At 69.2% G+C, this 15,525-nt stretch carries 12 protein-coding genes; 4 read left to right on the plus strand and 8 right to left on the minus strand.

All coding sequences use genetic code 11. The features are described from left to right. Positions 1-23: 23 nt before the first annotated feature. A complete protein-coding gene (locus tag ACZ7OI_RS26800; protein ID WP_470266923.1) occupies positions 24-743 on the plus strand; it encodes a FadR/GntR family transcriptional regulator in 720 nt (239 codons plus the stop codon). Between the two features lie 1,142 nt (positions 744-1,885). Here ACZ7OI_RS26800 and ACZ7OI_RS26805 read toward each other — a convergent pair. The 6 genes from ACZ7OI_RS26805 to ACZ7OI_RS26830 are packed head-to-tail and all read right to left on the minus strand — an operon-like array spanning position 1,886 to position 8,386. Next, positions 1,886-2,902: an ABC transporter permease gene (locus ACZ7OI_RS26805; RefSeq protein WP_344285916.1), complete on the minus strand. Its 1,017-nt coding sequence runs from the start codon at positions 2,900-2,902 to the stop codon at positions 1,886-1,888. Beyond that, positions 2,895-4,397, minus strand: a complete 1,503-nt coding sequence (locus ACZ7OI_RS26810; protein WP_470266924.1) for a sugar ABC transporter ATP-binding protein — start codon at positions 4,395-4,397, stop codon at positions 2,895-2,897. Before ACZ7OI_RS26810 ends, ACZ7OI_RS26805 begins: the two co-directional genes overlap by 8 nt. Continuing rightward, positions 4,394-5,434, minus strand: coding sequence for a sugar ABC transporter substrate-binding protein (locus tag ACZ7OI_RS26815; RefSeq protein WP_470266925.1), 1,041 nt, complete (start codon positions 5,432-5,434; stop codon positions 4,394-4,396). The genes ACZ7OI_RS26810 and ACZ7OI_RS26815 overlap by 4 nt, the downstream gene beginning before the upstream one ends. A gap of 39 nt (positions 5,435-5,473) precedes the next feature. Continuing rightward, complete coding sequence (locus ACZ7OI_RS26820) at positions 5,474-6,232, minus strand: SDR family NAD(P)-dependent oxidoreductase (RefSeq protein ID WP_470266926.1); 759 nt, start codon at positions 6,230-6,232, stop codon at positions 5,474-5,476. After that, entirely contained in the window at positions 6,229-7,530 is a 1,302-nt protein-coding gene (locus tag ACZ7OI_RS26825) for an enolase C-terminal domain-like protein (RefSeq protein ID WP_470230755.1), read from the minus strand. The genes ACZ7OI_RS26820 and ACZ7OI_RS26825 overlap by 4 nt, the downstream gene beginning before the upstream one ends. A 1-nt stretch (position 7,531) precedes the next feature. Then, on the minus strand, positions 7,532-8,386 hold the full coding sequence (locus ACZ7OI_RS26830; protein WP_470266927.1) for a fumarylacetoacetate hydrolase family protein: 855 nt from the start codon (positions 8,384-8,386) through the stop codon (positions 7,532-7,534). An 868-nt stretch (positions 8,387-9,254) separates the two neighbouring features. On the opposite strand from ACZ7OI_RS26830, the gene ACZ7OI_RS26835 reads away from it, so the two are divergent. Next, a complete protein-coding gene (locus ACZ7OI_RS26835; RefSeq protein ID WP_470267160.1) occupies positions 9,255-10,451 on the plus strand; it encodes a multidrug effflux MFS transporter in 1,197 nt (398 codons plus the stop codon). Here ACZ7OI_RS26835 and ACZ7OI_RS26840 read toward each other — a convergent pair. After that, the gene (locus ACZ7OI_RS26840) at positions 10,405-11,649 is read right to left on the minus strand and encodes an NAD(P)/FAD-dependent oxidoreductase (protein ID WP_470266928.1); all 1,245 of its coding nucleotides are present in this window, start codon (positions 11,647-11,649) and stop codon (positions 10,405-10,407) included. The genes ACZ7OI_RS26835 and ACZ7OI_RS26840 overlap by 47 nt on opposite strands. 183 nt (positions 11,650-11,832) lie before the next feature. Here ACZ7OI_RS26840 and ACZ7OI_RS26845 point away from each other — a divergent pair, with 183 nt between their 5' ends. Together ACZ7OI_RS26845 and ACZ7OI_RS26850 are read left to right on the plus strand one after the other, a co-directional pair. Beyond that, positions 11,833-12,069, plus strand: coding sequence for a hypothetical protein (locus ACZ7OI_RS26845; protein ID WP_037358392.1), 237 nt, complete (start codon positions 11,833-11,835; stop codon positions 12,067-12,069). Between the two features lie 64 nt (positions 12,070-12,133). Continuing rightward, positions 12,134-14,095 (plus strand): SDR family oxidoreductase, encoded by a 1,962-nt coding sequence (locus ACZ7OI_RS26850; protein WP_470266929.1) that lies wholly within the window; start codon positions 12,134-12,136, stop codon positions 14,093-14,095. A gap of 95 nt (positions 14,096-14,190) precedes the next feature. On the opposite strand, the gene ACZ7OI_RS26855 is transcribed toward ACZ7OI_RS26850, so the two are convergent. Further along, the gene (locus ACZ7OI_RS26855) at positions 14,191-15,519 is read right to left on the minus strand and encodes an aminotransferase-like domain-containing protein (RefSeq protein WP_470266930.1); all 1,329 of its coding nucleotides are present in this window, start codon (positions 15,517-15,519) and stop codon (positions 14,191-14,193) included. Positions 15,520-15,525: the final 6 nt, after the last annotated feature.

Here is a 15,525-nt window from a genome sequence, read left to right on the forward strand (position 1 = left end):
TCTCTGCAGGGAGGGCGGTCCCGATGCCCGTCACCGATGTCGCGATCGACAAGATCAAGGACATGATCATTTCGGGCGAGCTGGCCCCGGGCGACCGGCTCCCCAAGGAGGCCGAGCTGGCGCAGCGGCTGGGGCTGTCCCGCAGTTCGCTGAGGGAAGCGGTGAAGGCGCTGTGCCTGATCCGGGTGCTGGACGTGCGCCAGGGCGACGGCACGTACGTCACCAGCCTGGAGCCGAACCTGCTGCTCGACGCGATGACCTTCGTCGTCGATTTTCACCGCGACGACACCGTGCTCGATTTCCTTGCCGTACGGCGGATTCTGGAGCCCGCGGCGACGGCGATGGCGGCTCTGCACATGCGCGACGAGGACGTCGCCGAGCTTGGCGCGATGCTGGGCGAACTGGAGGAATCGCCGACCGTCGAAGCGCTGGTGGCCAATGATTTGCAGTTCCACCGCAAAATCGCGGACGGCTCGGGCAACCCGGTGCTGTGCTCGCTGCTCGAAAGCCTCTCCGGCCCGACGGCGCGAGCCCGGATCTGGCGCGGCCTCACCCAAGAAGGCGCGGTCGCCCGGACCCGGGAACAACACGCCGCGATCTACGACGCGATCGCCGCCCGGGAACCAGAACTGGCCCGCTCGTGGGCGACGGTGCACGTGGCCGGAGTGGAGCAGTGGCTGCGCAGCACCCTCGTCGAGGATGACGCCGCCGCTGGCGATGACGCCGAACCTGCCGCTTCCTGACCAGCCAGGGAGTGCGGCGGTTCCTGGCTGAGCGGACACGGCATCGATTCCCGGCCGGACGGGCACGGCGCCGGTTTCCGGCCGAACGGGCACAAAGTCGGTTCCTCGCCAGACGGCAGGGGCTGCGGTTCCTGACTGGACGGGCACGGCATCGGTTCTTGACCGAGCGGGCACGGCACTGGTTCCCAGCCGAACGGACACGAAGTCATTTCCTCGCCAGGCGGCAAGAGCGGCCGTTCCCGACCGAACGGGACCGGTGGCGGTTTCTGCGCGGCTCGTTGTGGTGAAGGGTCCCTTCACTCCTTGTCGTATGGAGTGGAGGGACCCTTCACTCGCGTTTGGTTGGAGCGAGGGGGACTTTCGCACCTGCACGATGGGAGTGACGGGACCCTTCACACCATGCCGGGCGAAACGAATGGACCCATCACGCACGCCCGGTCGGTGCGACGCGGACTTTCGCGCTTGGGGCGGGACGGGGATCGTCTGGGACCAAACCGGGAAGGGCGAACGGACCCATCGCGCGCGCTCGACTGACGCGGCGGAGCCTCGTTCGCTGACCGGCGGGATGAGGGGTCCCTTCATCGGCTCCGGCCCTTGTGCGATGAAGAGCCCCTTCACGGATCGCCTCGCTGAGCCAGCCACCGCGCCTGTCATCGCGCCAGCCATCGGGTCGCCCGCCGGGCCTTCCCGCAGACTGCCCGTCGAGTCAACGACAGCGCCAGCTATCGAGCCGCCCACGGCATCTGCCAACCGGCCACCCGCCGGGCCACTCCAGAGGTCACCCGCCGGGCAACCCACCGTGCAGTCCCACAAACCACCCACCGGGACACTCCCCAGACCACCGGCCGAACAGCCCACCGGGTTACGGCTCCACAAGCGACCTACCCGGCCAGCCACCGCACTGCCCAACAAACCGCCCGCCGGGACACTCCGCAGGCCACCCGCCGAACAGCCCACCGGGTTACGGCCCCGCAAACCGCCTACCCGGCCAGCGACCGCACCGCCCGACAAGCCCCCCGCCGAGGCGCCCCACAGGCCGCCCGTCGGACCGCCCACCAGGTTGCGCCCCCACAAGCCACCCATCGAGCCACCCACCGAGGCCACCCGCCAAGAAGGTCGGATGATCACCGAACCTCCGCCGATCAGGTCTGGGGCTTTCCGCCGGCATACCGGCTGATGATCAACGCGATCAGGATGATCCCGCCGTAAATCGCCTTCAGCCATTCCGCCGGGACCTGGGCGATGCGCAGCAGGCTGTCCACCGACTGCAGCAACAGCACCCCGGTCAGCGCCCCGACCAGCGTGCCCCGGCCGCCGTCCAGCGAAACGCCGCCGATCACCGCGGCGGCGAAGACCTGCAGGATCAGGCCGTCGCCCTGGTCGGCGCCGAGAGCGCCGACGTAGCCCGTGTACGCGAGACCGCCGATGGCAGCCAGTACCCCGGCCACCACGAACACCGCCCACGAGATGCGGTCCACCCGGATGCCCGCGGCCCGTGCCGCTTCTCGGTTGCCGCCGATTGCGTACAGTGAGCGGCCGACTCGGTGGTAGCGCAGGCCCAGCCCGAAGACCACGAACAGCACCGCCGCGAGCCACACCGACATGGGCAGCCCGGCGAACGTCGTCGTCGCCAACGCGGTGAAAGCGTCCAGCTGATCGAACAGCGTCTTGCCGTTCGTCGTGCCGATCTGGGTTCCGCGCAGGACCGTCAGCATCGCCAGCGTCACGATGAACGCGTTCAGCTTCAGCTTCACGATCAGGAAGCCGTTCACGAAGCCGATCAACGCGCCCACCACGGGAATCGCCACCAGGCCGAGCACCGAGGGCCATTCAGTACCAAAGCCGGAGGACGCCGCCGGGATGACCAGCATCGCGCCGATCGCCGGGGCGATGCCCATCGTGGATTCCAGCGACAGGTCGAACTTGCCGGTCAGCAGCACCAGCGACTCGCCCAGCACCACCAGCGACAACGCCGCCGCCGCGGAGAGGATGCTGATGATGTTGTCGAAGGTGAAGAACGTGTCGCTGATCAGCCCGCCGATCACGAACACCACCACGAGCGCGGGCAGCAGCGCCAGTTCGCGCAGCCACGCCGACTTCCGGCGCTTCGCGCGCACCGCGGGCAGCGCCGTCTGCGGGTCGCTCATCAGGTCAGTCATGGAGCCCGACTCCTTCGATATCCGCCACCAGGTCCCCGTCGGACCAGCCGGCCTGGTGGACGGCGGCCACCGCACCCGCGCGCAGCACCAGCACCCGGTCGGCCAGGCGCAGATCGTCCAGCTCGTCGCTCACGAGCAGCACCGCCTTCCCCTCGGCCCGCACCCGGTCCACGACCGCGAGCAGAGCCTCCTTCGACTTCACATCCACTCCCGCGGTGGGGTTGATCAGCACCACCACGCGCGGGTCGCTCTCCAAGGCCCTGGCGAGCACTACTTTTTGCTGATTTCCGCCGGACAAATCCGAAACGGGCTGGTCCGGGCTGGCTGCCACGATGTCGTAATCGCTCAAAGCGCGTGTGCCGCGTTCGCGGCGGACTTTCGGGGACGCCAGACCGCCGCGGCCCATCCGGTCGAGCACGGACAGAGTCGCGTTGTCCATAATGGAGTGTTCCAGCACGAGACCTTCGTGGTGCCGGTCCCTGGGGACACAGCCGATGCCCGCGCGCAGGGCAGCCGGAATGTCGCCTGGCGGCAGGCGTTTTCCATCTACGGCAACGGTTCCGGAAGTAGGGGCGCGCAGGCCGTACACCGTCTCGGCGACCTGGTGTTTACCGCTCGCGTTGCTGCCGGCGAGGCCGACTACCTCGCCGCGGTGGACCCGCAGCGAGACGTCGTGGAAACCGTCGCCGGACAGGTCATCGACGGTGAGCACCTCTTCGGCGTCCGCCGCCAGCGGGTCGCGGGTGGCAGCGTCGCGTACAGCGAGGCCGCCCTGCTCCCCCGTCATCGCGTCGACCAGCGCCGCGCGGCTGACCTCGTCGACGGGTGCGGTGAGCACGTGCCGAGCGTCCCGCAAGACGGTAACCGCTTGGCACACCTCATAAACCTCATGCAGGTGGTGCGAGATGAACAGGAAGGTGACGCCGTTCTCCTGCATTTGCCGCATGCGGTCGAAAAGCCGTTCGATGGCTTGGCTGTCCAGCTGCGCGGTCGGCTCGTCCAGCACGATGAACCGGGCACCATAACTCAACGCGCGAGCGATTTCGACGAACTGACGGTCCTCAACGGACAGATCACCCGCCGGAGTGTCCACATCGACCCGGACGTCCCAGGAGTCCAGCAGCTCTCGCGCCTGACGACGCAGCTTCTTCCAGCCGATCGAGAACCCACCCTGCGCCTGCCGGTTCAGGAAAAGATTCTCCGCGACCGTCAGCTGCGGCACCACCATCGCGTGCTGGTACACACACGCCACGCGCGCCTTCCAGTCGTCCTGTTTGGACAGCGAAGGAGCTCGGACGCCGCCGAAGGAAACACTGCCGGTGTCCGTTTCGGACAGTCCAGTGAGGATGGACACCAGGGTGGACTTGCCCGCCCCGTTGCGGCCGACGAGTGCGTGTGACTCGCCGGGCCGCACGGTGAGGCTAACGTCGTGCAGCGCCACGGTTGGCCCGTACCGCTTCCCGACGCCGTCCGCCTGCACTACCGGCGCGCTCACAGGTTGTTACCCCACAACGCTTTGTCGTCCACGTTGTCCTTGGTCACGACCGGCGCGGGCAGCTGGTCTTCCAGGATGCCGGGGCTGATCTCGACGATCGTGGAGTCGTGGTCGGTCGGGCCTGGCTTGAACGTCTCGCCCGCCATCGCCTTCTTGAGCCAGTACATGCCGTACTTGGCGTAGGCGTCAGCGGGCTGCGAGACGGTCGCGTCGAGTTCGCCGTTGCGGATCGCGGTGAGTTCCTGCGGGATGCCGTCGTTGCTCACGAGCACCACGTGCTTCGGGTCGCCGACCGGGAAGAACAGGTTCTTGCGCTTGAGCGCCTGCTCGGTCGGCGCGAGGTAGACGCCGCCCGCCTGCATGTACACGCCCTTGATGTCCGGGTTCGCGGTCAGCAGACTGTCCAAACCGGACGAAGCCTTGTCCGCCTTCCATTCGGCGGCGACCTCGAGCACCTTGACGTCCGGGTACTTCTGCTTCATGCACTCGCGGAACGCCGCCGACCGGTCGCGGCCGTTGACCGACGCGAGGTCGCCCATCACCTGCACGACCTTGCCGCTCTTCACGCGCTTGCCGATTTCTTCGCACGCCTTGGTTCCGTACGCCTTGTTGTCCGCGCGGACCACCATCGCGACCTTGCCGCTCTCCGGCGCGACGTCGACCGCGACCACCGGGACACCCTTGTTTTCGGCCTGCTTCAGCCCGGCGACAACCGCAGCCGAGTCGAGCGGCGTGACGACGAGCCCCTTCACGCCCTGGTTCAGCAGCGTGCCGATGTCCGTGATGAGCTTCGCCGGGTCGCTGTCGGCGTTCACCGTGGGCAGCGCGTCGAGCCCTTGCTCTTTCGCCATCTGCGGCACGTATTTGTTGTAGGCCTGCCAGAACGGCGAGGTCAGCAGGGGCAGCGTCGCCCCGACCTTGCCGGTGCCGCCGCCGCTCGCCGCGGTCGCCGGTTTGTCCTTAGTGGACCCGCACGCACCGAGCACCAAACCGCAGGCGGCCACCGCGGCAGCCAGCCGGATCACCTTCGTACGCACCGCATCCTCCTTGATGACAGGCCTTTTTGGCTAAGCAGATCAGTTCTGCACGGGTCCGCGCGGACGCAGGCCGTACATGCCGCCGTCCACCGCGAGCGCGGTGCCGGTAGTCGATGCCGAGAGCGGGCTGGCCAGGTACGCGATCGCGTTCGCGACCTCGTCCGCGGTGACCAGCCTTCCCATCGGCTGGCGGGCAGCGAGTGCTTCCCGCTCCGCTGAGGGGTCCGCGGCGGTGTCGAGCAACCTGCCGACCCATGGGGTGTCCGCGGTGCCGGGGCACACGCAGTTGACGCGGATCCGGTCCGGCAAATGGTCGGTAGCCATCGCGAGGGTCAGCGACAGCACCGCGCCCTTCGTCGCCGAGTACAGAGCCCGTGCAGGCAATCCGGCCCACGCGGCGATCGAGCAGGTGTTCACGACCGCCGCCGCGGGCGAGTTTTTCAAGTGCGGCAACGCAGCCCGAGCCGTGCGCACCATGCCGACCACGTTCACGTCGTACGCGCGGTGCCACTCGTCGTCGTCGTTCGCGGTGACGTCGCCCTGCGCGCCGATTCCCGCGTTGTTGATGAGGATGTCGAGGCGGCCGAAGCGTTCGGCCACCGCGTCGACAGCGGCGCGGACCTCGGCGTCGGACGTCACGTCGCAGCGGAATCCGGTCAGCGGCTCGGGAACCTCGTCGGTCTTGAGGTCGAGCACAGCCACCCGCGCGCCGCGCTCGGCCAGCAGGTTCGCCGTGGCCAGGCCGATGCCCGACGCGCCGCCGGTGACTGCGGCGACCAGGCCGTCGAATTCGCTCACTGCGCGTTCTCCGTCCATTCAGGACCGTCCGGGAAGCTGAACCGGCGCAGCGTAGCGTCGTGCATGCGCGCGGAAAAGCCCGGTGCGGTCGGAGCGAGGTAGCGGCCGTCGCGCACGACGGCCGGGTCGGTGAAGTGGTCGTGCAGGTGGTCAACCCATTCGATGCTGCGGTCTTCGTCCGAACCGGACACTGCCACGAAGTCGAACATGGACAGATGCCGCACGAGCTCGCACAGCCCGACCCCACCGGCGTGCGGACACACCGGAACACCGAATTTGGCCGCCAGCAACAGGATCGCGAGATTCTCGTTCACTCCACCGACACGTGCGGCGTCCAGCTGCAGCACGTCGATCGCACCGGCCTGCAGCAATTGCTTGAACACCACCCGGTTTTGCACGTGCTCGCCGGTAGCGACCTTGATCGGCGCGAGCGCCTTCGCGATGGCCGCGTGCCCGAGAACGTCGTCCGGCGAGGTCGGTTCTTCAATCCAATATGGATCGAACGGTGCCAACGCGGTCATCCACGACACTGCCGTCGCTACATCCCAGCGCTGGTTCGCGTCAACCGCGACCCGGATGTCCGCGCCGACAGTCTCACGGGCCAGCTTCATCCGCCGGACATCGTCCTCGAGATTCCCGCCGACCTTGAGTTTGATCATCTCGAAACCGTCGGCGACGGCCTGTTCGGCCAGCCGCACCAGTTTCGCGTCGGAGTAGCCAAGCCAGCCCGCCGACGTGCTGTACGCGCGATAGCCCTCGGCCTCGAGCCGCGCGATTCGTTCGGCTTTCCCGGATTCGGCGGCGCGCAGGATGTCGAGCGCTTCCTGTTCGGTAAGCGCGTCCGAGAGGTAGCGGAAGTCCACAAGGGACACCAGTTCCTCCGGCGTCATCCGCGACGCGAACTTCCACAGCGGCAGTCCGGCACGGCGCGCGGCGAGATCCCACGCGGCGTTGACGATCGCGCCGATCGCCATGTGCGCGACGCCCTTTTCCGGTCCCAGCCAACGAAACTGCGAGTCGCCGACCAATGCCCGCGAGAGCGCACCGAGCGCTTCCGCGTCTTCCGGCACATCGCGGCCGACCACATGCGGTGCCAGCGCGCGGATCGCGGCGGCCTGCACGTCGTTGCCCCGGCCGATGGTGAACGCGAGGCCGTAACCGTCCGGTCCGGCGTCGGTGTGCAGTTCGACGTAGGCCGCCGAATAGTCCGGATCCGGGTTCATCGCGTCCGAACCGTCGAGGTCGCGCGACGTCGGGAACCGGACGTCCCGGACCTCCATGGCCACGATTTTCGCCATGTCAGGCCTGCCCGAAGGTCTGGCGCTGCTTGCCGAGGCCGTCGATTTCCAGCTCGACGACGTCGCCCGCGCGCAGGTACGGCTTCGGCTCGGGCTGCCCGAGCGCGACGCCTTCGGGGGTGCCAGTGTTGATCAAGTCGCCGGGGCGCAACACCATGAACTGGCTCAGGTAACGGATGATCTCGGCGACGCCGAACACCATGTCCTTTGTGGACGAATCCTGCACCTTCACGCCGTTGACCCAGGTGCGCAGCCCGAGGGCCTGCGGGTCGGGGATCTCTTCGGCGGTCACCAGTTCCGGGCCGAGCGGGTTGAAGGTCTCGCAGTTCTTGCCCTTGTCCCACTGGCCGCCGCGGTTGAGCTGGAAATCGCGCTCGGAGACATCGTTGGACACGACATATCCGGCGACGTGCGCCAGCGCCTCGTCCGCGCTTTCCAGATAGCGCGCGGTTTTCCCGATGACGACGCCGAGTTCGACCTCCCAGTCGGTGGCCGTGGAGCCGCGCGGGACGAGCACCTCGTCGAACGGTCCGACCATTACGTCGGGAGCCTTCATGAACAGCACCGGCTCAGCCGGCACGGCCGCGCCGGTTTCTTCGGCGTGGCGACGGTAGTTCATGCCGATGCAGACGATCTTGCCCGGCGCGGCGATCGGCGCGCCGACCCGCAGCCCTGCCCCGTCGACGACCGGCAGCTCCCCGGCCTCGAGCGCCTGCGCGGCCTTCGCCGGCCCGTCGCCGGCGAGGAACGCGCCGTCGATGTCCGGCGTGACCCCGGAGAGGTCGTGGAGGGTGCCGTCACCGGCACGGACGAACGGACGCTCAGCCCCCGCTGCCCCGAGACGCACAAACCGCACGGACGAACCCCTCTCTCGACACCCAGTTCGCGATACATCCGATGTATAGCGCATCGGACGGCGGCAGATCTAGAGGGAAGCGGGATTTGGTGCGGAAATTGATCCGATCACCGGGGTTCCGGGCGGATAACGGACACTCGTCCTGGCGGGGAGGTCCCGCCACGACGAGGGGGACGGTGCGGCGCGGATGGGAGCGGACGATGCGACTGGGCCGCGAGGTCGGGCGGCTGAGGCTTCGGCTTCGCGCGGCGGAGGGGAAGGCGGCGAGTTGAGGGCGGGCAGCGGGGGCGGATCGGGGGACGCGGAGGGGCGAGATTCCCGAGGTCGCTCCGAGGCGGCGGGCGGGCGGGGCATCGGAGACGGCGGGGTGCGCGAGCCCGGCGACCAGAACCAGCGAGATCCCCGAAACCGCCCCGACACGGTAGGCGGGCGCGGCATCAGTGACGCGGTGCGCCAGCCCAGCGACCAGAACCAGCGAGGTCCTCGAGACCGCTCCGACGCGGCGAGCAGGCGGGGCATCGGTGACGGCGGGGTGCGAGAGCCCGGCGACCAGAACCAGCAAGGCCCCCGGGACAACCGCGGCGCGGCTGGCGTTCCGGAGATCGGCGCGGACGACGAGTGGTGTGCCGCTGAGCGGGCAGTGCCGTTGCCGGACGGTGCGTGGCTGCTCGCGACGGAGGGTTCCGGTGCAGACTATTCGTCGGCCGATCAGGCAGCTCTTGATCATTCCGCGGCGGATCAGTCCACAGCTGACCGCACCACACCGGATCATCCCGCAGCCGATCACCCCGCCACGGCCCCTTCCACCACGGAGCACCCCGCCGTCGAACACCCCGCCACCCTCCCCGAGCACCCCCGCCAGGGCAAGATCCGGCGTCTTCTCATCCTCGGCGGCCTCTCCGCCTTCGGACCCCTCTCCATCGACATGTACCTCCCCGCCCTTCCCCGGATGGCGGGCGACTTCCAGGCCTCCGACACCACCGTCCAGCTGACGCTCACCGCGTTCGTCGTCGGGCTCGCGGTCGGGCAGATCATCGCCGGGCCGTTGTCGGATTCCTTCGGACGGCGGCGGCCGTTGCTGGTCGGGTTGGGGCTGTACATCGCCGGGTCGGTCGCGGCGGCGGCGAGTCCTGGCGTCGAATTGCTGATCGCCGCTCGGAGTGTTCAGGCGCTCGGCGCGGCGGCGGGGATCGTGATCGCCCGCGCGGCTGTCCGCGACCTCTACACCGGCACCGCGATGACGAAATTCTTCTCGCTGCTCCTGCTCGTCAACGGTCTCGCGCCGATCCTCGCGCCGGTGCTCGGCGGGCAGTTGCTCACGTTCACGTCCTGGCGCGGCGTGTTCGTCGTCCTCACCGGGTTCGGCGCGCTGCTGCTCGCCGCGGTCGCGTTCGCGCTGCCGGAGCCGTTGCCGGTCGAGCGGCGGCATCCGGCGCGGCTGGGCGGGGTGCTTCGCACGTACGGACGTCTGCTTGCCGACCGCACGTTCGTCGGCTACGCGCTCACCGCGGGGCTGAACTTCGCCGCGTTGTTCGCGTACATCTCGGGTTCGTCGTTCGCGCTGCAGGACGTTTACCGCCTGAGCCCGCAGGAATACAGCGTCGTGTTCGGGCTCAACGGGGTCGGCATCGTGCTCGCCGGACAGCTCAACGGATGGCTCGTCGGCCGGTTCCCCGAGCGGAAGCTGCTGCGCGCGGGGCTGACTGTGTCGACGATTTCCGGCCTCGCGACGCTGGCCGCGGGGACCCTGCGACTGCCGCTGCCAGCGTTGCTGATTCCGTTGCTGCTCATGGTGTCCTGCATCGGAATCATCAGTCCGAACGCCAGCTCGCTCGCCCTCGCCGGGCACGCGCGCACGGCGGGTTCGGCGTCCGCGCTGCTGGGCGTGCTGCAGTTCGCGATCGGCGGGATCGCGACACCGCTGGTCGGGCTCGGCGGTTCCGGCACGGCGGTTCCGATGACCGCCACGATGGCCGGGTTCGGGGTGCTCGCCTTGTTGTCGTTCGCGACGCTGACGGTCAGCCCAGGTCGGCGAGATTCCCGCTCCGCAGCTGGTCGTCGGTGACCGCGATGCGTTCGTCGACCAGCTTCTGCAGCGCGTCCCCGTCGTCCCACTGGTTCACGTTCATCGCGGCCGAAACCTCGCCGCCCGGCGTCACCCAGAACGCGGTGAAGTTGTAGGCCTCGAGGTCGCCGCGCACGACGACGCGGTCCCGGTCCAAGACGGGCAGGCCGCGGTACTCACAGCCGATCGCGGGGCCGCCGCGGTCTGGGTCGTATTGGTCGGAGAAGAAGTACGGGCTGTTCAAGTACGGCTCGTTCGCGCCAAAGAGGTTGGCCGCCACGTGCTCGCCCTGCGTACTCGCTGTCGCCCAATGCTCAACACGTACGCGGCGGCCGTAGCGCGGATGGAACTCTGAAGCGATGTCGCCGATCGCATAGACGTCAGGTGCCGCTGTACGCAGACCCGCATCGACGTCGACGCCACCATCGTCGGCAAGTTCCAGGCCGGCAGCGTGCGCCAACTCGACGCGAGGGGCCGCGCCGACCGCGATAAGCACAACGTCGGCGTACAGCTCTTCGCCGCTCGACAGCCGGACGCCGGTCGCTGCCGTGTCACCAGTGATCGCTGCGACGCCTTCGCCGAGACGCCACTGCACGCCGTGTTCTTCATGCAGGCGGTAGAACGCCCGGGCAACTTCGTCGCCGAGGACGTTGGCGAGCGGCAGCTTCTCCGGAGCGACCACAGTCACCTCGGCACCGTGCGTACGCGCGGCAGCGGCGGCTTCGGTGCCGATCCAGCCCGCGCCGACGATCAGTACTCGCTTCGCTGCTTCGAAAGCCGCGCGCAGCCTCAGTGCGTCGTCGAGAGTGCGAAGCGTGTAGAGGCCCGGCAGGTCGCCTCCGGGCACTTTCAACGTCCGCGGGCGCGAGCCGGTCGCTAAGACGAGACGGTCGTAGCGGTGCTCGCCGCCAGCGTCGTCGAGGACGAGACGTGCGCCCAGTTCCACCCGGGTCGCGGTGGTGCCGGAGAGCAGCCGGATGTCGTGCTCGTCCCAGTAGCCCTCGTCGCGCACCCAGTCGGGTTCGTCGGCGTTGCCGAGCAGCACGGCTTTCGACAGCGGCGGCAGCTCGTACGGCCGGTGCGTGTCGGCTCCGAGCACCAGGACGTCGCCGTCGAAACCACGTTCTCGGACTGTCGCTGCCGCAGTGGCACCGGCCAGCCCGGATCCGACGACGACGATCTTCCGAGGTTCCGACATCCGTCCTCCCGAGGAGTGCCCGCAGCGTGCGGTCGCCGACGCTACTCCGGTATCCGGCCGGTCACACCCCGTGGAAAACCGGCCAGTAGGCAATTCGGGTGAACCGGCGTAAGACGCCCCGGAGGGCCCGGTCACACCCCCGCACGAAGGACACGGGTACGACGTGATCGGAGGGCGAGGGTCGTGACAGCGCGGGACGACAGTGCGGTGCGGAACGAGTGGACGGTCGGCTGCCGGGACCTGGCGGGCAGGCGCCGGGACGTGACGGTGTTCGTGAGCAGTGACGACAAGGTCGTCCTGGTCGCGCCGCCGGGAGAGGCGGCGGTGCTGGGGCCGCTGGAGGTCGGGCGGCTGCGCGCGGCACTGCGCGACGCCGTGGTGGCCACCGCGACGTCGGCGGGACGCACCGGAACCGACTGACAACTACCGTTCCTACTCATGAGTAGGTAGAGTCGGCACCCGCAGACCCCGAAAGGTGCCGGCCATGACCACCTACTTCGTCACGGGCGCGACGGGCTTCCTCGGGAAGCGCCTGGTCGCCCGGTTGCTCGCGCGGCGGGACACGACCGCCGTCCACGTGCTCGTCCGCAACACCTCGCGCGACCGGCTCGCCGAGATCTCGCGGGACTGGCCGAACGCCGACCGGCTGATCCCCGCCGTCGGCGACCTCACCGAACCGCTGCTCGGCCTCGACCCGGCCGGCTACGACGGGATCGATCACGTCGTCCACCTCGGCGCGATCTACGACTTCACCGCCGACGACGCGGCCAACCGGGCGGCGAACGTCGAGGGCACCCGGAACCTGATCGCCTTCGCCGCGGCCTCCGATGCGGGGCTGCTGCACCACGTTTCGTCCATCGCGGTCGCGGGCGATCACGCAGGGCGCTTCACCGAAACCGACTTCGACCTCGGGCAGTCCTTCAGTTCTCCGTACCACGCCACGAAGTTCGAGGCGGAAAAGCTCGTCCGGGAACAGTCCGACGTGCCGTTCCGCGTCTACCGCCCCTCGGCGGTCGTCGGCGATTCGCGCACCGGCGAGATGGACAAGATCGACGGCCCGTACTACTTCCTGCCAGCCATCTCGCGGCTCGCCGCGCTGCCGAAGCAGCTTCCGCTCGTCGCGCCCGACTTCGGGGCAACCAACCTCGTCCCGGTCGACTATGTCGTCGCCGCGATGGAAAACCTCATGCACCGCGAAGCGCCTTCGGGCAGTACGTATCACCTCGCGTCGCCGCGACCGCAGAAGCTGCACAAGGTCTACAACGCCTTCGCCCGTGTCGCCGGGGCACCGCGCGTACGCAGGACTGTGCCGTCTGGCCTGCTTCGCACAACAGCGTCCCGCCTCGCGACCGCTGTGGACCGCCTGCCGACTGGACGTGCGACGCGCGCAGCAGTGTTGACGGAGCTGGGAATTCCGCTCGAAGTGCTCCCCCACCTGAACATGGAGGTGGAATTCGACACCGCGCGCACTACTTCGGAGCTGTACGGCAGCGGCGTCCACCTTCCCGAGCTTCGCGACTACGCCGAACCGCTGTACCGGTACTGGCGCGCGCATCTCGACCCTGACCACGCTCGCCGTCCGGGACTCGAAGGACGCGTTGTCCTCATTACCGGTGCTTCGTCCGGCATTGGCCGCGCGAGTGCGCTTGCTGTCGCGCGTCGCGGCGCGAAGGTGCTTCTCGTCGCGCGCCGGGCCGAAGAACTAGAAGACGTGCGTAGCGAGATCACTGCGGCTGGCGGCGAAGCAGCGACGTACCCGTGCGACCTCACAGACGGCGACGCGGTCGACGGTCTCGTGAAGGCCGTTCTAGCGGACCACGGTGCGGTAGACGTCTTGGTGAACAACGCCGGACGGTCCATCCGACGCTCGGTGCAGCTGTCGACGGAGCGGTTCCACGACTACGAACGCACCATGGCCATCAACTACTTCGGCCCGGTGCGGCTGATCCTCGGACTGCTGCCGTCGATGACCGAACGCCGGTTCGGCCACGTCGTGAACGTCACCACGCAGGGCCTGCAGACCGACACCCCGCGATTTTCCGCTTACCTGGCTTCAAAAGCGGCGCTCGAGGAGTTCAGCCTGACCGCCGGCCGCGAAACGCTGTCCGATGGCGTGACGTTCTCGTCGGTGCGGATGCCGTTGGTGCGCACGGACATGATCGCGCCGACCGGGTCGTACCGCGGACTGCCCGCGAGTTCGCCGGAACGCGCGGCGGCGCTGGTGGTGAAGGCGATCGAGCGGCGGCCGCAGATCCTGAGCCTGCCCGAGGGCCGGGCCGCGGAACTGGCCTCGCTGGCGGCACCGGACCTCGCGCGGTTCGCGGCGCATCTCGTGTATCGGGTGATGCCGGAATCCGCGCCAGAAGCCAAGAAACGGCCACGGCAGCCCGCTCCGGCAGCGGTGGCGGGGACGCTGACGCGACTGGTGTGGCGCAGGAAGGCCTAGCAACGTCGTGAGTGTTTATCACTCACGACGCCCGGCCACCCCGCCGCTCGTGAGTGGCAACGCCGGTTCTAAGCGGCGTTGCCACTCACGACGCCCTACTCCACCAAGGTGTCCTCCGGCAACCCGCTGGCCAGCGACGCCAGCACCTCCAACGCACTCCCCAGCGTCTCCTCCGCAGGCGCGGACACCGCGATCCGCACCGCGTTCGGGGCGTGCCCCGGCACCACCGAAAACGCCGCCGCCGGGGACAACGCGATCCCCCGGCGCGCGGCGGCGGCCACGAAAGTCTCGGCCCGCCACTGCTCCGGCAGCACCCACCACCGGTGATAAGCCGCAGCGTCGCCGTACACCTGGAAGCCCGCCAGCCGCTCGGCGACGATCCTCGCCCGCACACCGGCATCTGCGCGCTTCGCCGCTTCGACCTCCGCCAGCACGCCGCCGGTGATCCACCGCCGCGCCGCTTCCACGGAGAATCGCGAAGCCGCCCAGCCGCCGGACCGGATCGCGCTCGCCAGCCGCGCGACCCACGCCGGCGGCACCACGAGGAAGCCGGCGGTGAGCCCGGGCGCGACGCGTTTCGACAGGCTGTCCACGAAAACCGTCCGCTCGGGCATCAACGCGGCGAGCGGTTCGGTGTCCGGGCGGAGGAAGGTGTAGATGCCGTCCTCGATCACCGGCAGGTCCAGCCTGCGGACAGTCGCGGCCAGTTCGGCGCGGCGCTGCGGCGGCATCGTGGTGCCGAGCGGATTGTGCAGGGTCGGCTGGACGTACAGCGCCCGCACCGGAGCGCTCGCCGCGAGCGCGGCCGGGACCAGGCCGTGCGCGTCGGTTTCGATGGGGACCAGTTCGATGCCGAGCCGGGTCGCCGCGGCCTTGACCACCGGGTACGTCAGGGATTCGACCGCCAGCCGCTCGCCGGTCGGCACGAACGCGGCGAGCGAGGCCGCGATGCCCTGCCGTCCGTTGCCCGCGACCAGCACCTGGTCCGGATCCGGCTTCCAAGCACCGCGGGCGAGCATGGCGACGGCGGCCTCGCGGACCGCTTTGGTGCCGGCCGCGCCGAGCGGATGCAGGGCGTCGGTGAAGACGTCCGCGCGCAGCACGGGTTCGAGCGCTTGCGCGAGTTTGGCCGATTGGCTTGGCAGCACGGCGAAATTGAGTTCGAGGTCCACCCGCGCGTCGCCTGGTTCGGACAGCGCCGGCTCCGGTCCGGGCTTCGCGGCGCGCACGAAAGTGCCCCGGCCGACCTCGCCGATCGCCAGGCCGCGCCGGACGAGTTCGCCGTACACGCGGGCCGCGGTGGAGCCCGCGATGCCGCGGTCTCGCGCGAACTTCCGCTGCGGCGGCAGCCGGTCGCCGGGGCGCAGCCGGCCGGCTTCGATGTCGGCGGCGAGTTCGTCCGCGACGACGCGGTAGTCGTCCATCCCACC

The organism is Amycolatopsis sp. NPDC114503 (assembly GCF_055633655.1).